Annotated in this window: 24 protein-coding genes and 3 pseudogenes; 24 read left to right on the plus strand and 3 right to left on the minus strand. The window is 40.7% G+C overall.

What is annotated here, in order from left to right:
- Positions 1-216 precede the first annotated feature (216 nt).
- From ACESQI_RS18935 to ACESQI_RS19015, 17 genes and pseudogenes are all read left to right on the plus strand, one after another.
- Positions 217-1,425 carry a hypothetical protein gene (locus tag ACESQI_RS18935; protein ID WP_181757180.1) on the plus strand — a complete coding sequence of 403 codons (1,209 nt, stop codon included), beginning with the start codon at positions 217-219 and terminating at the stop codon, positions 1,423-1,425.
- A gap of 1,042 nt (positions 1,426-2,467) precedes the next feature.
- Entirely contained in the window at positions 2,468-3,283 is an 816-nt protein-coding gene (locus ACESQI_RS18940; protein WP_041161405.1) for a hypothetical protein, read from the plus strand.
- A gap of 103 nt (positions 3,284-3,386) precedes the next feature.
- A complete protein-coding gene (locus ACESQI_RS18945; protein ID WP_373126778.1) occupies positions 3,387-5,264 on the plus strand; it encodes a UvrD-helicase domain-containing protein in 1,878 nt (625 codons plus the stop codon).
- 310 nt (positions 5,265-5,574) lie between these two features.
- Positions 5,575-6,594, plus strand: coding sequence for a DUF3871 family protein (locus ACESQI_RS18950; protein WP_041161406.1), 1,020 nt, complete (start codon positions 5,575-5,577; stop codon positions 6,592-6,594).
- An 84-nt stretch (positions 6,595-6,678) separates the two neighbouring features.
- A complete protein-coding gene (locus tag ACESQI_RS18955; protein WP_014299178.1) occupies positions 6,679-6,954 on the plus strand; it encodes a hypothetical protein in 276 nt (91 codons plus the stop codon).
- An 11-nt stretch (positions 6,955-6,965) separates the two neighbouring features.
- On the plus strand, positions 6,966-7,412 hold the full coding sequence (locus ACESQI_RS18960) for a RadC family protein (protein ID WP_014299179.1): 447 nt from the start codon (positions 6,966-6,968) through the stop codon (positions 7,410-7,412).
- Positions 7,413-7,516: 104 nt separating this feature from the next.
- Positions 7,517-8,191, plus strand: a complete 675-nt coding sequence (locus ACESQI_RS18965; RefSeq protein WP_014299180.1) for a recombinase family protein — start codon at positions 7,517-7,519, stop codon at positions 8,189-8,191.
- Between the two features lie 616 nt (positions 8,192-8,807).
- Positions 8,808-10,067: a serine protease gene (locus ACESQI_RS18970; protein WP_014299181.1), complete on the plus strand. Its 1,260-nt coding sequence runs from the start codon at positions 8,808-8,810 to the stop codon at positions 10,065-10,067.
- Between the two features lie 6 nt (positions 10,068-10,073).
- Positions 10,074-10,307 (plus strand): hypothetical protein, encoded by a 234-nt coding sequence (locus ACESQI_RS18975; protein WP_014299182.1) that lies wholly within the window; start codon positions 10,074-10,076, stop codon positions 10,305-10,307.
- A 242-nt stretch (positions 10,308-10,549) separates the two neighbouring features.
- Positions 10,550-11,626, plus strand: coding sequence for a penicillin-binding transpeptidase domain-containing protein (locus ACESQI_RS18980; protein ID WP_014299183.1), 1,077 nt, complete (start codon positions 10,550-10,552; stop codon positions 11,624-11,626).
- Positions 11,623-12,081 (plus strand): lipocalin family protein, encoded by a 459-nt coding sequence (locus tag ACESQI_RS18985; RefSeq protein ID WP_373126782.1) that lies wholly within the window; start codon positions 11,623-11,625, stop codon positions 12,079-12,081. The genes ACESQI_RS18980 and ACESQI_RS18985 overlap by 4 nt, the downstream gene beginning before the upstream one ends.
- Positions 12,082-12,274: 193 nt before the next feature.
- Positions 12,275-12,865 (plus strand): annotated as a pseudogene (locus ACESQI_RS18990) (hypothetical protein).
- A 166-nt stretch (positions 12,866-13,031) separates the two neighbouring features.
- Positions 13,032-13,208 (plus strand): annotated as a pseudogene (locus tag ACESQI_RS18995) (GGGtGRT protein); the annotation flags it as partial.
- A 165-nt stretch (positions 13,209-13,373) separates the two neighbouring features.
- A complete protein-coding gene (locus tag ACESQI_RS19000; protein WP_007484823.1) occupies positions 13,374-14,069 on the plus strand; it encodes a methyltransferase domain-containing protein in 696 nt (231 codons plus the stop codon).
- 428 nt (positions 14,070-14,497) lie between these two features.
- Complete coding sequence (locus ACESQI_RS19005; protein ID WP_005636637.1) at positions 14,498-15,745, plus strand: site-specific integrase; 1,248 nt, start codon at positions 14,498-14,500, stop codon at positions 15,743-15,745.
- Positions 15,735-16,271, plus strand: a complete 537-nt coding sequence (locus ACESQI_RS19010; RefSeq protein WP_005636633.1) for a hypothetical protein — start codon at positions 15,735-15,737, stop codon at positions 16,269-16,271. Before ACESQI_RS19005 ends, ACESQI_RS19010 begins: the two co-directional genes overlap by 11 nt.
- A complete protein-coding gene (locus ACESQI_RS19015; RefSeq protein ID WP_032952745.1) occupies positions 16,238-17,041 on the plus strand; it encodes a KilA-N domain-containing protein in 804 nt (267 codons plus the stop codon). The genes ACESQI_RS19010 and ACESQI_RS19015 overlap by 34 nt, the downstream gene beginning before the upstream one ends.
- A 123-nt stretch (positions 17,042-17,164) precedes the next feature.
- On the opposite strand, the gene ACESQI_RS19020 is transcribed toward ACESQI_RS19015, so the two are convergent.
- Positions 17,165-17,428, minus strand: a complete 264-nt coding sequence (locus tag ACESQI_RS19020) for a hypothetical protein (protein ID WP_226766765.1) — start codon at positions 17,426-17,428, stop codon at positions 17,165-17,167.
- A gap of 320 nt (positions 17,429-17,748) precedes the next feature.
- Between ACESQI_RS19020 and ACESQI_RS19025 the strand changes: the two genes are divergently transcribed.
- The 3 genes from ACESQI_RS19025 to ACESQI_RS19035 are packed head-to-tail and all read left to right on the plus strand — an operon-like array spanning position 17,749 to position 18,924.
- A complete protein-coding gene (locus tag ACESQI_RS19025; protein ID WP_004320822.1) occupies positions 17,749-18,309 on the plus strand; it encodes a sigma-70 family RNA polymerase sigma factor in 561 nt (186 codons plus the stop codon).
- Between the two features lie 38 nt (positions 18,310-18,347).
- Positions 18,348-18,740 carry a hypothetical protein gene (locus ACESQI_RS19030; protein ID WP_004320820.1) on the plus strand — a complete coding sequence of 131 codons (393 nt, stop codon included), beginning with the start codon at positions 18,348-18,350 and terminating at the stop codon, positions 18,738-18,740.
- Between the two features lie 4 nt (positions 18,741-18,744).
- Positions 18,745-18,924 (plus strand): hypothetical protein, encoded by a 180-nt coding sequence (locus tag ACESQI_RS19035; RefSeq protein ID WP_005641974.1) that lies wholly within the window; start codon positions 18,745-18,747, stop codon positions 18,922-18,924.
- Between the two features lie 338 nt (positions 18,925-19,262).
- Here the strand turns inward: ACESQI_RS19035 and ACESQI_RS19040 are convergent, their stop codons facing one another.
- Complete coding sequence (locus ACESQI_RS19040) at positions 19,263-19,586, minus strand: helix-turn-helix domain-containing protein (RefSeq protein ID WP_005641972.1); 324 nt, start codon at positions 19,584-19,586, stop codon at positions 19,263-19,265.
- 78 nt (positions 19,587-19,664) lie between these two features.
- On the opposite strand from ACESQI_RS19040, the gene ACESQI_RS19045 reads away from it, so the two are divergent.
- The gene (locus ACESQI_RS19045; protein ID WP_171030605.1) at positions 19,665-19,925 is read left to right on the plus strand and encodes a hypothetical protein; all 261 of its coding nucleotides are present in this window, start codon (positions 19,665-19,667) and stop codon (positions 19,923-19,925) included.
- On the opposite strand, the gene ACESQI_RS19050 is transcribed toward ACESQI_RS19045, so the two are convergent.
- A complete protein-coding gene (locus ACESQI_RS19050; RefSeq protein ID WP_005641682.1) occupies positions 19,917-20,228 on the minus strand; it encodes a helix-turn-helix domain-containing protein in 312 nt (103 codons plus the stop codon). The two genes, ACESQI_RS19045 and ACESQI_RS19050, sit on opposite strands and share 9 nt — an antisense overlap.
- A 341-nt stretch (positions 20,229-20,569) precedes the next feature.
- Between ACESQI_RS19050 and ACESQI_RS19055 the strand changes: the two genes are divergently transcribed.
- From ACESQI_RS19055 to ACESQI_RS19065, 3 genes and pseudogenes are all read left to right on the plus strand, one after another.
- On the plus strand, positions 20,570-20,716 hold the full coding sequence (locus ACESQI_RS19055; RefSeq protein ID WP_005641679.1) for a hypothetical protein: 147 nt from the start codon (positions 20,570-20,572) through the stop codon (positions 20,714-20,716).
- Positions 20,706-21,209 (plus strand): DUF3408 domain-containing protein, encoded by a 504-nt coding sequence (locus ACESQI_RS19060; RefSeq protein WP_005634584.1) that lies wholly within the window; start codon positions 20,706-20,708, stop codon positions 21,207-21,209. Before ACESQI_RS19055 ends, ACESQI_RS19060 begins: the two co-directional genes overlap by 11 nt.
- A 227-nt stretch (positions 21,210-21,436) precedes the next feature.
- A pseudogene (locus ACESQI_RS19065) lies at positions 21,437-21,597 on the plus strand (mobilization protein); the annotation flags it as partial.

The raw sequence follows: 21,597 nt of genomic DNA on the forward strand, positions 1-21,597 counted from the left end.
TTTCTCTCTTTTAATCCTGCCATTATATCCCATCTTTGCACCGTCAAAACGATAGCGGACGAGCTACCAATTAAGAGGGAAAGTAAAACCACTCATTAATTTCTCTCTTTTAATCAGCCCAGAAGCAAGTAGTTTTGCAACGTAATCAGATAACCAAGTGTACATAGGTTTGAGGGTTACACTAAATGAATAACAACAACTTAAAAGATTAAAACTATGAACGAATTAGTAAATGTAAAAGCTGAGAAAATTAATAATGAAATTGAATCTTTAAATCAGAATGAAATCATGGAAGAAGTAAAAATGACAACCGCAGAGACTAAGTTACAAGCAGTAGAAGAAGCCCGTCAGAATTTGATGAAAGCCAAGAGCGTGCTTGAAGCCAATAAGGATGCAGAAGCCAATATTAAGAAATCTGCACTGGTTAATGTAGGCAAGGCTGAAACTGCATATCTTGAAGCACTTAAAAAGGTAGAACTACCAACTGCTAAAGTAGAATTGTGGAATGAAAGCAAGAACACAAACAAACAGGTAGTCTTTACTAAAGAGGAAAAGGAAATCATCATCGCTACATCTGTTTACAGCATGGCAGTAAGTAAGGTAAACCTTGAATGTGGTAAGGATTTGATAACCAATGAACATTTTGATAAAGTTCCTCTCTACATTACAGAAGCCGCCCTGTTTTACAATGCAGACATTGAGCTGAAAGACCTTAACGGAAACATTGTACCTAAAGGCACTCCCAATGTTTACGTACCTGTTGATACAGCAAACGGATATTGGCAATGGGCAAGCTACCATGAACACAACCTTAATGCCATAGTCAAGGACGACACCAAACTGACCATAGAGAATGTAAGAATTAAAAAGTTTGATTCTTTACAGGAGTTTGGCAAGTACAGAGGAGTGAACAATGTGTTGAGCAGAGGTTTCAATGGATTGGAGAAGGCTGGTAATGCAGCATTAGCCACTCAACAGGAGTTCTTTAACAGAGTGTTCCAAAAGGCATTGGAATTGAAAGCAAACATCAGCGTAATCACCAAATACTATAATTTTGGTAAGACACTAAGTTTGAAAGTCTGGAATAGTGCCATGCAGGGAGTTTGTGAAGCCAAACTTGAAGAATATGACTTGACAATAGGAGATACAATTATCAAGACTTTAAGCAACATGAAGATTTCTAAGGACACTATAAGACATCGCTACATGATTGATGCAATTACCCAGCTTGCCAATTACGCACCGAACGGTGAAAACAAGAAGATTGGGTTGGATGAAACTTTAAGTACCATAAAGACATTGAATGAGAGCAGCATTAAAATTATAAATGAAGTAAAGTCAGACCATGTGAATACCATTTATTCTGAGATGCTTACCCAATATCTAAAGAATCATGGAGTGATTAAAGAAGAACAGGCTGCATAAGCCACTAACAGCAAAGCCCATGTGACAGGTGGGCTTAATTCTTAACCAATTAAATAATAAAACAATGAATCCATATATCATACAATCCAGCTTATATCTAAGCACTATCTACGAAGCAATAATTGCTAAGCAAGAAATACTAAGAGCTAAAATGCAGCAATATAATGATGTCAAGCTCTATCTGTTCAGTTTCATTCTCCCAGAATATAGTTCTAATGAATATATTGCAAATAGCCTCAAACTTTATAATGAGAATGAACTGTTCCCCATTATTATAACTTCCATTACATATAAGGAAGTTAATAATCCAAGAATAGCTTTTAAGAATGAGAATGGAATTATACACTTAGTCCTATGTTTTGAACATGACAAGGAGGATTGACAAAAAGCAGGGAAATGTGAGAGGTTTCCCTGCCTACTTAATACTTCTGAATTGTGGTCTTATCATTAGTTCCCCACTCATGAAATTACTATCTTTACAGTACCACAGACAGATAATCCCACCACACAGATTGACGGACTTACAAACTATTCAGAATATCTAAAATGGAAGAATTTACTTATGAGCAGATAAGGACTAAGGCTCTTAAACAAGGAATAAAAGATAACAAGGTTCACATTGGATTGTGGGCTAATCTTAACAACTATCTAAAGACAAGGAGAAAGAAGAATGGAAAGGTTTCTACTTATTATATCGCATTACAGAAGTTGGCTTACTGACAAGATAAAAATTGAAACTGAGAGATTCATATTGTCAAATTTGGGAGGTGTGCTTATTCACTTTTTACTGCGTGTCTAAACACCCCCTCTCTACACTCCTACGCTACATTCCAATAAGACCTATGCAATGTCCTTGCGGACACCGCACAGGTAATCTGTAAGCTGGGAGTGACTAAAATCAATGATATGTGGATTTATAACAATCATTTCTATAACAAGCTGAGTGAACTTAGGAAGTCAAACAAATTAAGTTCCTCTAAAATGAGATTCTTATTAAAGACCAACCAAATCATTTTAATTAAGCATATTGAGCGATTGCCTTATGAGTTACGAGAAGCTACCATTCAAGGAATATACAGTAATGAGCAACAATCTGATTCAGAAGTTAGGTTGTGCTGATGTTTACAGGACATACGTGTTACTATTGACAGCAGACAAAAATACATTGATTACTGACACCACGATAGACCAACTTGCATCATTTGTTGGTGATAAACCTGCCAACTATAAAAGTGGTAAGAGTTCTAAATCATTCAATGACAAGTTAAGAGCCACATGGGAAGTTGCCATACAGAATAAGGACAGTGGCAGGAATGACAGGACTTGGACTGATTATATATTCTCTCCAGTCAGCTTTGGGCATTACAGAAGAATCAACAGAGAGTTCTACGATTCATATAACAGTACACTGGATTTAAAGCTCAGAGGATTTATACTCAAACTATTCAGTGCAGCAGAGCCACACAGTCATACAATTACCTTATCTGTAAGAAAACTGAAAGAACTAATCCACATGGGACATGGTACTATTTCTAACCACATAGAACAACTAAGGGATATGGACTTGTTAGATGAAGTTGGAGATTCAATCATATTAAAGGCTAAAGGTTTGCTTATAGACCTACCCAAAGATAAATATGTGGAGGAAGTGAAAGCTGACTTTGAACACATGATAGCATTTAACGAGAGCAGAGGAAACCCCATTTCAAGGGAGTGCATGATTTATAAGAAGTACAAGGAGAATAACTTTGAGGGAGTTAAGGATATGCACGCTCTTATGAAATCATTATCAAGTGGATTGGTAGGCAGGAAGCAGAAAGTAAAAGACAAGGAGGAACTTCCAGACATTATTCTATAAAAATAAGGCAATAAAAGCTCCAAGCCACTAAAAAAGTTTGGAGTTTTTTCTTCTAATCCCACATAAATCCTATTTTTGCAATATAACCTTATATAATAATAGCATGGCACAATTATATCCAGACTTTTATACAATCCAACATCTCCACCAACCAGCAACAGAAGGAGAATTAGCATTACTGGACTTCTTACAAAAGAATTTAAATCCAGAGTTTGAGATATACTTTCAACCATTCATTAATGGCGATAGACCAGACATTGTAATTCTAAAAAAGAATGGTGGTGCTATCATAATTGAAGTGAAAGACTGGAATTTAGAGAATTATTATATTGATGAAGACACCAATTGGCATCTTTATAAAAATGATTGTCCAATCCTTTCTCCTTTATCACAAGTCAAAAAATATAGAGACAATATTATAGACCTGCATATAGATACATTACTATCTAAAACCTTAAATAACTGGTACTATAGAAATACTATTAGCACAATAGTTTATTTCCATAATGAGAGTGAACAGCAAATTACCAACTTCTTGCTTGAACAATTTGAAGACAGAGAAGATTTACCCCAAGATACAAAAAATAGATACAAGAGATATCGAAATTTCATAAAATACATCGAGTGTTGGGGAAAGGATTCGCTAACTTTTAAAAAGCTATACAACTATTTAGAGAAAATAAGATTAAACAAACCATTAACTTTATTTGACGAATCTCTATATCTAAGTTTCAAACGTTATCTTCTTCCTCCTTATCACCAAATAGAGGAAGGAAAGACTATTGTCTATTCAAAAGAACAAACTGAATTAATCAGAAGTGAAAGTAATCCAAGAAGAAAAATCAAAGGAATAGCAGGAAGTGGCAAGACTTTGGTTTTAGCAAGAAGAGCTGTTAATGCTTATTTAAGAACTGAAAGTACTATATTAATTCTCACCTACAACCTTTCCTTGAAAAATTATATACATGACAGAATAAATGATGTCAGAGAGAACTATCCTTGGGATAAATTCTATATCACCAATTATCACCAATTCTTTAAAGCAGAAGCAAATAATTATGGACTGGAAGTTAAGAGCCTATTACCTTTCATTGATACCAAATTCTTTGAGCCTGTGAAAAGACAAATAAAAAGATACAAAGTCATCCTTATTGATGAAGTGCAAGACTATAAAACCGAGTGGTTGGAGATAATTCACACATACTTCCTTGAAGAGAATGGAGAATTTGTTGTTTTTGGAGATGAGAAACAAAATATATATAACAGACCATTGGATGATGATAAAGAACCTAAGACTATTGGCATTAAAGGAAAATGGAATAAGTCACTGAATACATCCAGAAGATTTACAAATAAAATAGGACGTTTAGCAATGAGTTTTCAACACTATTTTTTAGAACAAAAATACACGATAGACGAAATGCAAATTCTAGAAAATCCTACATTAAATTTTGAACAAGAACATATTAAATATGCAAATATAGGGGCTAATTCTAATGCCCTTTCAATATATAAAATATATGTAGAAAGTGTTAGAAAATTCAACATTCATCCTTCAGATGTAACTTTCCTATCATCTAAAATTGAAATTCTAAGAGATATTGAATATCACATCAACACTCAACTAAAAGAAAATACAACTACCACCTTTGAGACAAAAGAAGAATATGAAAAATGTAAGGCATCCTATCAAGAAAACGATTTAGAGTTTAAAACAAAGATTGAAAATATCAGACGCAATAAGAAGAATCATTTCTGGATGAAAACAGGAACTGTTAAACTATCATCTATCCATAGTTACAAAGGTTGGGAATCTCATACTGTAATTCTTATCATAGAACCAGAAGATAAATCAAATAGTAACAATGAATCTGTAGAACTCATATACACTGCAATAACAAGGGCACAAGTCAATCTATTCATTCTAAACATGGGTAATGAAAAGTACGATTCGTTCTTTAAAGATAATATCTCCAATTAATCTAACTGAATTATAAGCGAGATACCCCTACCCACATAAACACCCCCTTATAGCTCTTAAATAAAAAAGAATGCTTTAACAATGCAGTCTGACTGCTGACAGAAATAAGCATTCTTTTTAATCTGAGAGCAGGCACGATGCACTATTACCATAGCCAACCATTAATTTACTAATGCTCCTCATTTCCTTTGAAAGAATCTTTAGGGAAAGACATAGAACAGCCTAAGATGCAAGCGAAGTAATTCACTTGTGTTTTGGGTTTGTTCTTGTTAAATCCATTCAATCAATAACCATTTAATTCAATTTCATTATGAGAGATTTAGTAATTATGCCAGCTATGGCACAGCGTAGAGAATCATTAAACATGGGTGAGTTTGCAGAAGAAGCAATCATTGTAGAAGAAGTTGCAGCACCCAAAAGAGTAAATCATTTCATTGAAGCAAATACACAGGAAGTAACCTTGCAGCATCTACAACAAGACTGCATCATTCCAAGTTTTGCATCAATGGAAGAAACCATTAGCCACCAATCCTTTATAGGTGCAGTAGTGGATGCAGCTAAAGATTACTTTCATGGAGAGCAGTTTGATATGCCAGAGATTAGAATCTCACACCCTATCAATGGTAGAATACCAAGTGCATTAGGTAAGAAGGCTTCTGAACTGACTGATGAAGAGAAAACTTTGTTCTATCAGAGAATGTGCTTCTGCTTTGAAATTCCATCCATTGTACACGATGAATACGGTAATCGTTTAGCATTATCCATTGGTGGAGTGAGAGCATATAACGAGATTAATCTGTACAGTAAGAAATCTGTGGAGAGATTTAAAATCTTCATAGGCTTTCGTAATCGTGTGTGCTCAAATTTAATGCTTACTACTGACGGTTTACAGGATAAGATAGAAGTCCTAAGCGTACAGGAACTATATGCAGCAGCATTGAATCTGTTCCACGCTTACAACCCATCCAAAGACCTGCACCTGTTAAGAACACTTGGGCAGATGTCAATCTACACAAGCGAGTTTTGTCAGATAATAGGCAGGATGAGATTATATCAAGCTCTTACACCCAACCAACAGAAACGCTTACCTCGTCTATTATTAGGAGACAGTCAGATTAATGCAGCTTGCAGAGCATTCGTTTCTGATGCGAACTTCAAGAGTACAGGGGACAGCATTACTGGTTGGCAGCTCTTAAACCTGCTCAATGGTTCTGTAAAGTCAAGTTACATAGATAACTTTTTGGAGAGGAATCTTAACTGTACAGAGTTTGTACAAGGCATTCAACGTGCCAAATTAGGAGATAGTGAATACGCTTGGTTCTTGGGCTGAGTGGATTGTTGATTGAAAGAGGAAGGGACATCATTAAGTTGGTGTCCTTTCTTTATTTCTACTAACTACTAAAGATTATACATTATGAACACTAAAGATATTGAGAACGCAATTAACCACATAACCACTTTACAGGAGAGATTATGTTGTGCAGAAAACAATCTGCAATATATAAAGAGATTACAAGCATTGAAACATTGGCTACATAAGTTTGATTCATTTTTGGATAGGAACAGCAGACAGCATGGTGAATATGCGACAGTTTATGAAAGCTACTTCCATACTTGCTGTGGATTCTCATTCTATGACAGAGTTTGTAATTCTATTCTCGTTTATGAATACGGAGATAGACCATTCTAATACTTGACATTATGAATATAGATTATACTGTGGGTGAAGTGGAACTATCCTACAAACCCAAATTCAAGAATATATATAAGGTAGTCAGTTCAGAGGATGCTTATAAATACTTGCTTCCTACCTATAAGGAGGGTACAATCTGTTACAAGGAATATTTTAAAGTCTTGTTCCTAAACCAATCCAACCAAGTTTTAGGCTACACTCTCATATCAGAGGGAGGAATAACAGATACGACCGTAGATGTCAGAGTAATTCTACAAGCTGCATTGCTCACCAATTCAGTAGCTATCATTCTTGCTCATAACCACCCAAGCGGTAACACGAAACCAAGCAGGCAGGATATGGAGATTACTAAGCAGGTCAAAGAAGCTGCAAGACTTATGAGAATCATAGTAACAGACCACCTCATATTAACGGATGCAGGATATTACAGCTTCGCTGATGAAGGACAGTTATAGCGTATCATCTTAAAAGGACATTCAATTTTTAAGTTGGGTGTCCTTACTTACATAAGCTGAATGTTCGTTCAGCATTTGTAACCAACTATTAATAATTGTGAATTATGAAGACATACATAGCATATCTAAGACAATCCACCATGAAGCAGCAAATCTCTGGTCTTGGTGTAGAAGCACAACGAGAGATTATACACAACCATGTAAAGAATAAGCTTATACTTGCTGAATACATTGAAACGGAGAGTGGGAAGAAGTCTAACAGACCTCAACTCCTTGCAGCTTTGGCAATGTGCAGGAAAACCAACTCTATTCTAATCGTAGCCAAATTGGATAGGCTGTCAAGGAATGTAGCATTTACTTCCAAGCTGTTAGAAAATGATGTTGAGATTGTCTTTTGTGACTTTCCACAAGCCAACAGACTAATTCTGCATATCATCAGCAGCATAGCCGAATATGAAGCAGGGTTAATCAGTCAGAGAACTAAGCAATCACTTCAAGCCAAGAAAGCAAGGGGTGTGCAGCTTGGTAAAGCGGAGAATTTGATGAATAAATTTGAACAAGCTGTTCAGCATAGTATCGTTACCAACAGGGCTAAAGCGGATAACAATCCAAATAACATGAGAGCAATGGCTCTGTTACGGTCACTGTCAATACAAGGCAAATCATTATCCGAAATGACTTGTCTGTTGAATGAGCAAGGCTTCGTTACATCTAAGGGATGCAAGTTTCAGATTACACAAGTCAAGAGGTTACTTGTCAGAGCAGGGTTGATGTCGTGAATCCGCTTTGAAAAGCAGGACAAATTTAGAGCAAGGTCAGTCTTATATGCCCCAATCTGAATTTGTCCTACCCTTAAATTCAGACGAAGAAATTAACTTTAGCTTTATAAATCCATGTGGGTAACAATTTCTAAAATTCACTTCTTATAATGGGAATTATCATTTTGATACCCACATGGATTTACAGAGTATGGATGCAAATCTGATTAAATATCTCATGCAGACTATGTTTAATGACACTATAATTACTATTTATCCTCACTTCATGCCTATTAATTTAGAACCTTTCATTATCTTTGCACCAATTCCAATGAACTAATGAGATAGGGAGTTGGAAGGACATAATTTAATGAGAGCATAACGAATTATCCTCTATTTGGAATCTGGACAATTTCATAAGTTAGGGATAGTAGTTCAATATGCTCATGCTAATGCTATATACCTACTTCATCTTTATGGAGTAGTGGATATATACATTCAGCATGGGCTATTGTCTATTACTTAACTTAGGGCAGTCCAGAGCCTCAAATAGGGTAATATTCAATAGTTCCCATGCTCTTTTATTTTTATAACAGCTTATCCATAGGGAACAGGTGAGCGTAATTGTCAAGAGATTATGAAGCATCTTCTTTATGGGTTAATCATTCTTAGCATGGTAGCGTGTACATCTAAAAAGAACAGTTACACGCAAGAGCAACTATATGAGCAAACTTCTTCTGGAGTTGTCTTAATTCAGAATACATATTATTATAAAATCACATTATCAAATAATGGATTCTATTCAACCAACTACGTCTTCTCTAAATTACAAGATGGGGAACTTAAAAACATATCTCATACCATATCCAATAATTTTAATGAAGTAAATGACACTATTAAGAGTACAACATTTGGCACAGGTTTCATCATATCTCCAAGAGGAACGATTGTTACTAACAGTCACGTAATCAATCCTACTGCTAACAAAGCTCTTATCTATCAAGCATTTATTACATACTTAAAAGAAGAAATAGATAAATGCAACCAACGAATTGCAATAGAGCAACATGATTTAGATATATTTGAAAAGGAAATTAGAGATAATAAAAGACTCAATTCACAAGGCTATGCTATGATGATAGAAGGAATTCAAATGTGTAAGAAAACAATAAAAGCATACACAGAATACAGAGATAACCGTTTAAGGGAAATGGGATTAAGTAACTTTGAAGTGGAGCTGTGTTCTGAAATCAAAATAGCATATAATGGAAGCCATATAACATCAAGTAATGATTTAATAGATTGTTTCGTAGTAAAAGATGTTCCTAATTATGATTTAGGAATAATCCAAATTGCTGATGGTAACAACTTCTGGAATGTTTGCAAGTTAGAGGAAGCTCCTAAATGGTCTTATGAGCAAATGGAAGTAGGTTGGAGTAACATTCATAATGCTGGAACAATTAGTTGGTTCACCATCCCACAAGATAAATACATTTTTAATCTTTATAATAATGAAACTCATAACGATGAAGAAATTAAACTATATATGATAGGTTACAATCAAGGACCAACATTAGCATTAACCAATGATGGAATTAAGGCACAAATTACACAGGGTTATATCAGCCAAAATACTGACAGCATTAAGATAATGTACTCAATACCTGCCTTACAAGGGTCAAGTGGTAGCCCTGTTGTTAATCAATATGGAGAATTGGTAGCTATAAACTTTGCAGGCATTAATGGTACACAAGGTTTTAATTATGGAATAAGAGTTGAAAGATTAAGAGAGATTGTAAACGACCAGTCTGTTAAAGATAGAATGACAGTCTATCAATCAAAGAATAAGCCTATAAATAACGATTCTATTAATTCCATTGAATCCATAAACAATTAATTAAGAATGAAAATATTTAGATTATTAGCAACCTCACTGCTAGTTGCATTAAGCATGGGAGTTAGTTCCTGTAACAACGAGGTAAAAAGCTCTGATTTAGAAGATAGAGTAGATGAAAATGGGAAATATATAGTTTATAAGAAAGGTGATAACAACCCATTTACTGGTATCTCTATACCAACTAAAAATCCCAATATGAAAGTTTTTTATGAGTCTGGAGTCGTCGTAAAGAAAGAATAGGTTACAAATAATGGCTATAAACGTGTTACTACCTACGATGCAGATGGAATTACTAAACAAGACAATACAACATATTATGATGCAAACGGAAATGTTTGTACACAAAAAGATTTTCTGAAGAACCTATATAATTAGAATTTTAAAGTACATGGATATATTTTCAGTTTTCACAGCAGGATTTTTTATTGGAGGATTTATTATAGTTATTATCATGTGTAGTTTTAAAGATTAATATTTACAATATGAGAAAGAATATATTATTTCATAGCATCTTGTTCATAAGTCTTTTCTCATGCCAATCCAAACAGCAGGAAGATAAGCAAATTTCCACCATAGACAGTACTTTACAAGTCAAAGCTACTTCTATCTTAGAAAAAAAACTAATTGAACTTAATGCCTTATCTGGACAAACTATCATTATGGAAGTTCAAACAGGGCATATAAAGGCTATGGTTGGACTTGAAAGGAAAGACAGTGCAGACTACCAATCTTGTGAGAACTTCTCTCAAACACACGAATCAGCACTGATACAACCTATATCCATATTGGCAGCATTAGAAACAGGAAAGGTGAAACTATCTGATACTGTAGATGTAGGCAATGGAATCTATTCTATACAAGACAGAGAACTGAAAGACCATAATTGGCATAGAAGTGGATATGGTGAAATCTCTATCAAGCAAGGTTTAGCTTCAAGTTCAAACATTGCTGTTTATAAAACAATGGAGAAAGCATTTAGAGATGATGCACAAGCATACTTCAATCTGATAGATAGAATGAGTTATGGTAAACCAGACTGCATCGCAGGAATAGCTAATCTGAAACCTGCATACTTTGTTACTCCTAAAGATAGCGGTTGGAGTGATACAGCTTTTGCATGGTTCTGCATCGGATATAATCAGACTATTACTCCCATACAAACACTAACCTTTTATAATGCTATTGCTAATAGTGGAAAGATGGTACAGCCTCAACTTTACAAAGACAGTACAACAGTAATCAATCCACAGATAGCAAGTCAAGCCAACATTGACAGTCTGAAACAGGCATTGGAATATGTGGTGACTGATGGCTTAGGACAATCTGCCAAGTCAAATAAGATACAAGTTGCAGGTGAGACAGGGACAATACAGTTTGAAGATGGAAGTTATATTGTAGAGTTCTGCGGTTATTTTCCTGCCAATGCTCCCCAATATTCTATCATTGTTTCCATCCATAAAGAGAGACTACCTGCAAGTGGTGGATTGATAGCAGGTGATGTGTTTAGGCAGATTACAGAATATATTATTACTTACAATAAATATTTTAATTCAAAATGAGAACATTTAGATTAATTGGAATGACCTTATTAATGGTCATCTTGGCTGTAAACTTTACAGCATGTAGTGATGAAGAAGAAGAAGAACAGACTATCATTGAACAAGCTAACCTTATAGGTAAATGGCAGTCCACTTGGGAGAAGATTCACAAAGTGGAGAATGGTAAAGAAGTAGTAACTTCTGATGAAGCATATACCAATGCCCTATTAGAGTTCAAAGCTGATGGTACTTGCATAGAGAGCCGCGTTGAAGGTGGATATACAGAAACAAGCCGCTGGTCTTTGAAAGACAATAAACTAACCCTCTCTTACAGTGATGGCTATTCTGATGTCCTTACTATCAATGAACTTACAGCTACTAAGTTGGTACTTGCCTTTGAGGACTGGGACAATCTGGACGATGGTAGCTTGGAGTTGGACGACATTACAACAACCACTTACAAGAAAATTGACTAATTGCCAAACTAATTTAAGACAGAGCAGCATTTGAGGGAACTCTTATGCTGCTTCTCTTTTATAGAATGTTCCACAACACCCCATTCGCAAGAATATAACAACCAAAGCATTGCTATTAAAAGAGGAATGATTACCTTTGTCTTAAACTCATAATCAAACAAATTATGGAATACATCAACGAATTTCACAAAGAATGGATAGAACGCACTCGTCAATCAATAGCCTCTTGGAGCAAGCGACCTGCATCGCCAGAAGAAGTAAGGAAGCAGCAGGAGAAACTGAATCAACAGAGGGCTATAAGAGAAGACAAACAGAAGAACTGATAAAGTTTGCCAATGACAATGGTCTATGAATTGACTTATCACACCTCAACATTACTTATATGGATAGAGGTGGTGAGAATGAAGTGTTCCATGATGGTAATGTGTCTGTTGTAAAATTAAACGACTTTGAGTACGCAGGGGATGATTTAGAGAACTTCTTCATCCGCATTGCTGCACATAACAAGTTCTTTGGCAATGTGCCTTATCAAATGATAGGCTTCGCTTATAACAGTCAGCAAGAATTTTGCGCAGTTCTCGTACAACCTTATATATTAGCTGAACGAGAAGCTACGGAAGATGAGATAGCCGCTTATATGCAAGCATTAGGCTTTGAAATGGACTATTACGACGAATACCACAATTCGGACTATGAAGTGTTTGATGCAGTTCCCAATAATGTACTTTATGGCATAGACGGAAATTTATACTTCATTGATACGCAGATTAGATTACGGTCTTAACTTCATTAGGAGTACTCTCATCTAAAGGATAACGCATAGGCATTTGCCCATGATGCAGCCCTTTTTGATAATTCGTTCTTTTATTTATTAACAAGGAGTTTACCCATTGCTATTATAGCATTGATTAATAACAGCTTGCAAAGTCTTACAAGGATGCAGTGTCGCTGCTTCTTATGGTATGACAGATACAATGGGGCATACGTACTCAGACGCTCAGTTCACTGGTTCATCCTCAGTTCCTGCTCACGTAGAAATGATGGAATTCTTGGGTATTGATAACAATCCGATGGTAGGTTATACTATGGCTTGTGCGGTTGACATAGCTCAGGCTTTGAACAAGTAATTATCTGATATACAGATCATATATGATATTCTTCTATTTTGAACATCATAGTTAGTGTATAACTTCGTCCGTTATAACTTTTATTATTTGAATTGATAAAATTACACTATAATATCAATAATTAGTTATCTTTGCCTATCTATTAATATATCCTCGGACACAATCATGATAAAAAGAATTTTAAAAGAAAGTATTAAAACCATCACCACCCCATTGCAGATGTTACGTTGTCATATAGCAGCCAAAAGGTATCTCAAACATCATTCCATTCATTGTCTGAACCTTGGATGTGGAGAAAATATAAATAGAGAATGGTTCAATACAGATATAACTTTTGCAATATATGGAAAGCATTATTATATGAATGCAACCAAACGATATCCCTTCCCTGACAAAAGCATAGATTATATTTTCTCAGAACATATGTTTGAGCATTTAAAATTAACTGAAGCAGTGAAAATGTTAAAAGAATGCAGAAGGGTATTAAAAAAAAATGGAGTATTACGGATTACTCTTCCATGTTTTGAATTTCTACAAGACCTCTACCAACATCCGGAAGAATATACCGATTATATTCACAAAGCGACCGATAGTTCTATTCCCGAAGTGAACGAAATTTTACCAGGAGTATACCCTCCGATATTGGTTATTAATAATTTCTACCGTGACTGGGGACATCAGGTGATTTATGATTATAAAACACTTGAAATGTTATTACATAAATACGGTTTTACTAACATAAAGCGTTGTCAACTTTACGAAAGCGAACATCGTTTCTTGACCAATATGGAGAAACACGACCAAGCGACCTATAAAAATCTTTCAAAAATAGAATCGACTGTCATTGAAGCTTCCTGTTAATCAGACCAATCAATTTACTGATGTAGACTGCATAAAAAAACAAAAACAACAAATACTTTTTTATGTGAAGGTTATTAAAGCTAGTTTTATAATCAGCATTCAAAGAAGCATTTCTTACCAAAGGAACTAAAAATAAAGAGGGATATTCTCAAAATAAAAAAATATAAAGTAAACGCAGCAAGAAAAAGCAAGGTTGATGATAATACAGCAAGAATGCAGTCTATTAAGCAGTTAGGTGTTTAACTCATAATACTGCATAAGCTGAAAAAGGAGATCCGCTAAAAACAGCGAAAGACTTCAGTTCCCATATCGTTACTGATATAACGGGAATAAGAAACGGCACAACGGGTTCTATTTCAGTAATTTGCACAGTTTTTCATACCTGAGGACAACTCGCTTGATATTAACTTTGTAACGATCAAAAAAGTATGAAAACGAGTATGAGCAGATCGACTTTCAAAATCCTCTTCTACGTGAAGAAGGGCAGCGAGAGAGCCAACGGCTATCTCCCCCTAATGTGCCGTCTTACGGTGGACGGTGAAATCAAGCAGTTCAGTTGTAAACTGGACGTACCTCCGAAACTTTGGGACGTGAAAACGGCACGTGCCACGGGCAAGAGCGCCGAGGCGCAGAAAATCAATGCGGAGGTTGACCGGATACGCGTGGACGTGAACCGCCGTTACCAGGAACTGATGCAGTCCGACGGCTATGTCACCGCCGCCAGGCTGAGGGACGCCTGCCTCGGGCTGGGCGTGAAACGCGAGACGCTGTTGAAACTCTTCGAGCAGCACAACGAGGAGTTCATCAAGAAAGTGGGACACAGCCGCGTGCAGGGAACATACAACCGCTACCGTACCATATACAGGCACCTTTGCGAGTTCGTCCCGAAAGTGTACCGCCGTGACGACATTCCCCTGAAGGAACTCAACCTGACGTTCATCAACAACTTCGAGTATTTCCTGCGTACGGAGAAGAAATGCCGCACCAATACCGTATGGGGTTACATGATCGGGCTCAAGCACGTCATCTCCATCGCCCGCAACAGCGGTGCGCTTCCCTTCAACCCCTTCGCCGGGTACATCAACTCCCCCGAAAGCGTTGACCGGGGCTACCTAACAGAGCGTGAGATACAGACGCTGATGGAGGCCCCGGTGAAAAGCGGGACCTGCGAACTGGTACGCGACCTCTTCATCTTCTCTGTGTTCACCGGACTGGCATACGCGGACGTGAAGGCGCTGACGACCGACCGGCTCCAGACCTTCTTCGACGGCAACCTCTGGATCATCACCCGCCGGCGCAAGACAAACACCGAGTCCAACATCCGCCTGCTGGACGTTCCCAAGCGCATCATAGAGAAGTACAAGGGGCTGTCCAAGGACGATCATGTATTTCCGGTACCGAGCAACGGCAGATGCAACACCATATTGAAGGAACTTGGCAGGCAGTGCGGTTTCAAGATAAGGCTGACCTATCATGTTGCCCGGCATACGAACGCCACCACCGTGCTGCTCTCGCACGGTGTGCCCATCGAGACCGTAAGCCGTCTTTTGGGGCATACGGATTTGAAAACCACCCAGATATATGCCCGGATAACCAACCAGAAGATCAGCAGCGACATGGAAATCCTGTCCCATAAGCTGGAAAAGATGGAGAAGGAAATATGCGATGCCATATGAGGAAATGGTATTTATGAAACGGACGATTTTCCCCTTCCTCATCAAAGTTCGTCCGTCCCTGCGGGACTCCGCGTTTTCCCTTCGGTTTCCGGTAGAAAATTTCCGCATGGTGAAATTTTCTACCGGAAAAACGCTCCGAAAGCGCAGGGACGGACGTAAAAGGGATTCAGAAGGCGAAAACTGCGACCGACGTAGTGCATGTGCGACAAGGAAAAGAACTGTCCGGGAGCCCCTTTTCATGCCGTACCCCGGCATGAGACCGCTTTCCTCTCCGGCTGTGGTGAAGGCTCTCCTGCTCCCTCTGCATTGCATATGCGAGTTGTTCCGCCTGTATCCACGTCAGCCGGTATTGCCTGCCCTTTCCTTGGTAGAAACGGCTTGTCGCAACAGGCGGCGTGACACAAACTTTTCCGGATATGGAGGACCATTCCGGAAAATACACCGTACATTTGTACATCGAACCAATAATAACCGAATAACCGTTAAAAGAACATGGTTAAAATTAAAGTCCAAAATACAGAAGTGACAGTCATCACGTACAATGACAAGGATTATATCTCCCTGACCGACATGGTCCGCAATATGGAAAACGGTCCCGCCCTTATTGAAAAGTGGTTGCGTAACAAGAATACCGTCGAGTTTCTGGGCATATGGGAGGAGATGTACAATCCGGATTTTAATTCCCCCGAATTCGAGGGAATTAAAAACGAGGCCGGATTGAACCGTTTCATCCTTTCCGTCAAACAATGGGTGGAAAAGACCAACTCCAAAGGTATCATCGCCAAGGCCGGACGCTATGGAGGGACTTACGCACACAAGGATATCGCGTTCGAGTTCGCCACGTGGGTATCCCCTCAATTCAAGCTGTACCTGCTGAAAGAGTTCCAGCGGTTGAAAGAGGAGGAACAGGCCCAGCTCGGCTGGAGTGCGAAACGGGAACTGTCAAAGATCAACTACCGCATACATACCGATGCCATCAGGCAGAACCTGATACCGGTGGAAGTCACCCCCGCACAGGCCGGCGTCATCTATGCGGAAGAGGCGGACGTGCTCAACGTAGCCATGTTCGGGATGACCGCCAGGATGTGGCGTGAGCAGAATCCCGGTCTGAAGGGCAATATCCGTGACTATGCCTCCATCAATGAACTGATCTGCCTCTCCAATATGGAAAACCTGAACGCCGTATTCATAGACCAGGGCATACCGCAAGGCGAACGGCTCGTGAGACTGAACCGGATAGCCATCCAGCAAATGCGTGTGTTGGAAGATGATGGCGGACGAAAACTGCTTGAATGAGAATTCCGGCAGGCAACGCATCGGCATGTCCGTAAACGGGGCAAGGAGGTGAAATGCCGCCTGATCCACATTCATGCATGGGATATGGGATACTGAAGCTACGGAACGGCTTACAGCCTGATATCAAGTGTCATAACCGTTCCGTGGCGGGGTATTGTTCGGAACACATTCCCGAATGAGGTCTTCCATGATTTTAAAAGACTCCGTATTCCAGAAGGAACAAACGTACACATACAATTTCTCCGGAACGGCTAACCTTCCTGTCACTTCCCTGTAATCCTCCCCAAAATCAACACTGCCGTATAAACCGCATGAAAGCCCGGACATGCTTCCTGTTTCCAATCCCATTTCCGCTCCTTCTGCAATATCACGTATTGCCGTTCTCATTCCATATCCTTGAATATTTCTCCAAGTATGCCGAAGACAGAAAAGCTGCATGGTATTTTAGATTCTCACCGGACAGGCAATAGACAGAAGGAATCCGTCATCCTCATTTCTTGCGGCAAAAATAGTTGTTTTTCAGGCCGGTCCCGCAAGGCGGCCCTGCGGGCTGGTTGCTCGTGAAAAAATCTTCCTCACGCTTTGCGTGAGCGTATTTTTTCACGGCAAGCCTTGCCGGAGACCGCCGAAAAACAAACTGGAGGAAGCACAAGAAATAAGAATGCCTACCCGTGTAGGCCATGTATAACTCAAAAAAATATAAGGTTATGGCAGACAAGAGCGCAGAAAAGGAAAGACTGTTCAACGAGTGGTTCACAAAATCCTATGACAGGTTGAGAGGGACGTTACGCCGGTACGGAATGCTGGACGAGGACAATTTCCATGACACCTACCTTTTCGTAAGAAGGCAGGTGCTGGTTCCCGGAAAGGACATAACGGACTATGACGCGTATTTCATCGGATGCTACAAAAAGGCGGCCTTGATAAAGATTAAAAGGGAGAACCGGTATGCACACCCTGAAGATGATTTCTTCCTCCGATGTGGCGAGGAGGCAAAATTCCTTTCCGAGGACGACCTGAACGGGTGCGAGCGGCTGGTAAGAGACATACTGCGTTTCGTAAGGCAGAAGTTCTCCTACGAGGAATACCGGATGTTCATGCTCAGGTTCTATGAAGCGCAGTTCTCGTTCAAGGCGCTGGCGGAATGCATGGGTATCTCGGCATCGGCCATATCGCAGAAAGTATGCAGGATAGTGGACGCGGTACGTACCCACAGCGGTTTCGCATGGAGAAGTCAGATGCTGGCGGTGGAAAGCTTCATGTATTGAAAAACAAAAACAGTTCAACCGATAAAAGAAGGACAATTATGGCACTGATAGTATACAACAGGGAAAACTCCCGTCCGCAGGAAGTCACATACAAGGGTAAGCGGACCATCAACCTTGACAGCAGGGGGACTGTCTATCTGTCAAAGACGATGTCAATCGAATTAGGAATCCTCGGCGGCGGACGGGTGAACTTCGCCCACGACGACGAGACGGGTGACTGGTATATCTGCCGGGCCGACGACAGCGAGGGGTTCATCGTCTGGAAGGACAAAAGATGCGCAAGGTTCTCGGCGGGGTTTATCGTGCAGAGGCTCATGCGGCAGGCGAAGGTGGAGAGGAAGAGCGTGCAGTTCATGATGGCGAGGATGCCGGTAGAGATTGGCGGAGTGGCCTATTACAAGATACTGCTCTCGAATCCGATACTCAGATAGAGACATGGGCCGGAGGAGTCCGGCTGTATATGACATGACGGAGACAGGCGCATCCGACGGGACAAAAGCCCGGAGGATGTGCCTGTTTTTATGTGCCGTCATGTTTACACACGGACATGCGGTTGTCACCGGCCGGCATAAGGTCACTCCGAAAAGACCGGGAAACGGCATTGCCGGAGGATAATGATACCGGTACGGAATATGCCGTCATTACGGGAATGGATCGTCCCACCGGTACACGAACGACCCGCCCCAATTTCAGAATAACATAATGACATAATAAAATAAGGGTCTTTTTTTATAATGGAATCCCCGTATCTTATTGCCATACCGGAAAAATGTTTCCATGTCCCGCCATGTTATGCCAATGTTGTCACCGGATCATAATTCATAAAGAGAAATACTCTGTGTATAAATACTTTATGAGCAAATTAAAGTCGTTCATCCGATGGAAAGAAAACGAAGGGGCGACCGGTATGACAACCGACCGCCCCTTTATTCACGATCCCGTACGGAACATTTCTAAAGTTCCTCCGGCCTGGTTCTCGCCTTCCGGTAGCAGCCGTCAAGCAACTTCTCGATATCGGAAGAACGGTACAATATCTTGCCGCCCAGCCGGGTAAATGCAAGCAGGCCGCTGTCACGGTACTGTTGCAGGCTGCGGCGGCTCACTTTCAGCTTTTCAGCCAGTTCGCGGTCCGTATAGAAGTTCTCGCCCGCCATCGCCGGTGACCTGCCGGCAAAGAGACGCTCCATGGAAACGGAGAGACGTTCGACGGTAGAGAAGAACTCTCTTATATGCTCGCTGCTCTCACGGGTGAGCAGACGGTTATCGGTATTCATCATAAATCTCATCTGTTTGTTGGTTTGACATTTACTTTTTCAGTTTCTCATATATCGGCCCCACCCCATGACATGGAGGATATGGGGGCATCCCTCCGACATGAACCGGCACTCTTTCGTACCGATACGGATATGGCATCCCTCCCCGTCCCCGTCTATCCTGTAGAGCGAGAAACTTCCCCGCCCGTACTCCGCGTCAAGGCTGTAGGCCAGCAGGCGGTAGTCCCCGCTGGAATCCCTGAAGATGTAGAAATCGGGACTGCCGTCCAGACTTTCCCAGCCGCCTGCCAGACTGCCGGGAGAAAGTATCATCCTTTCGTTTCCCATGGCTTTTCAAATTGATTTTCCCATGCTTTCAGCCCGCTTGCGGCGCTCCTCCACTATCCGGATGATACTTTCTACGTCCTCGGGCTTGTAATAAGTCTTATGGCAGATCTGTGTATATGCCAGCGTGCCATTGTCACGCAGGGTCTGCAGGGTTCTCGGGCTGACCTTCAGCAGTAGGCACACCTCCTGGTTGTCCAGCCATTTCTTCTCTTCCATGTCACCGTACAGCCGGCAAAGGGTGTCCAGCCGATCCGCGAACGTCCGGAAGGCCGAGAGCATCGCCTCGAAGGTCCTTGCTTCAATGTTCACTATTTCCATAATTAATGTAATTTCAGGTTTGACATCTGTTTCATTCTCTTTTCGGATCCGGATTCCGTGCCGCAATTTAGTGAATTCCGGCGGAACATCCTGAATTTCAAGACAGGATGACTACCTTTGACACCATATGCGTACTTGTTTCATCCGCAAAGTAAATGATTGTTCCCGGATATGGTTCCGGCCCTTCATCAGATGTCATTATATGTCATCAGATGTCATGGAAATCTGATTTTAACATTCATTTGTTTTTAGTAAACAGATGTTCAGATCCGTTCCCGAAGAGTGGAAAATTTCCGGTGCGTATATTTGTGAAGTCATCACTGTCAGACTGATCCAACAATATGAATAACGCGGCAAACCCCGCCAATCGGACCCGTCCGTTTCACACCGTCTGTTATTATCGTTTTATTTGCTTCCGACAACCGGGCAAACGGGTAGACCGTGCCCACAGTATCAACCAGCTAAAATCCATGTACAATGAAAAGTGAACCGACTGAAAAACCGAGAAGAAAGAAAACGGTGGTATCCGAAACCGCAGACAGAAAGAACAGCCGTAGTCTCGAGCCCGGCCACGACGAGTGGTGGGAAAGACTCATGATGGAACCCGGTCCGGGGGAATCCGCCGGTACGGACGCTTCCGTGACGGAATCGATGATTCCATCCGGGCTCGTTGCGGAGGAGGTATCCGGGGAGGCGAGAAGAAAGGACACCCCGCCGGAACCGGAAGACCCCGTGAGAAGAAGAACGAGCGGCAGGCAACGCAGGGCCTCGCTGGAGGAGTACCGGGAAACGTACCTCACCGTCCCGAAGATCAGGAACCGCAAGACGGTGTTCGTCAGTGAGGATGTGAGGGACGAACTGGACGCCGTCGTCCGCAGGCTCGGCGGGCGTGGCATGAGCGTTTCCGGACTGCTGGAGAACCTTGCCAGGGAGCATCTTGCCGCCTACCGTGGGGACATCGAGCAGTGGAGAAAAATCTGACAGCCTGTTACCGGGCGTGGAGTATACCCGATGTATGCACAGTCCCCTGTGTACCCGCTTCAATGTGGAAAATGCGGGGGGATTTTTCTGTGGGGGGAGCAAGGTTATGTTTCCGGATTCCCGAAAACCCTTGCTCCCCGCGCCCGGTGGTTGCAGAGAGGGCAAATCCGCTCCCGCCGGTCGCAGATTCCGGAATGAAAGAAATACGGACGAAAAAGAAAAAACATATGACAAAGGATGTGAATGGGATGAAGAAAAGACGCGGGCGTCCGGCACTGGGCAGGACGCGAAAGCTGACCAAGGGAGTGACAGTGAAGTTCTCCCCCGTCAGCTACGAGGCTCTCAGGTTCAGGGCAGGGAAGTCCGGCCGGAGTCTGGCGGTCTATAT

The organism is Bacteroides sp. HPS0048 (genome assembly GCF_964240755.1).
GTDB lineage: Bacteria > Bacteroidota > Bacteroidia > Bacteroidales > Bacteroidaceae > Bacteroides > Bacteroides nordii.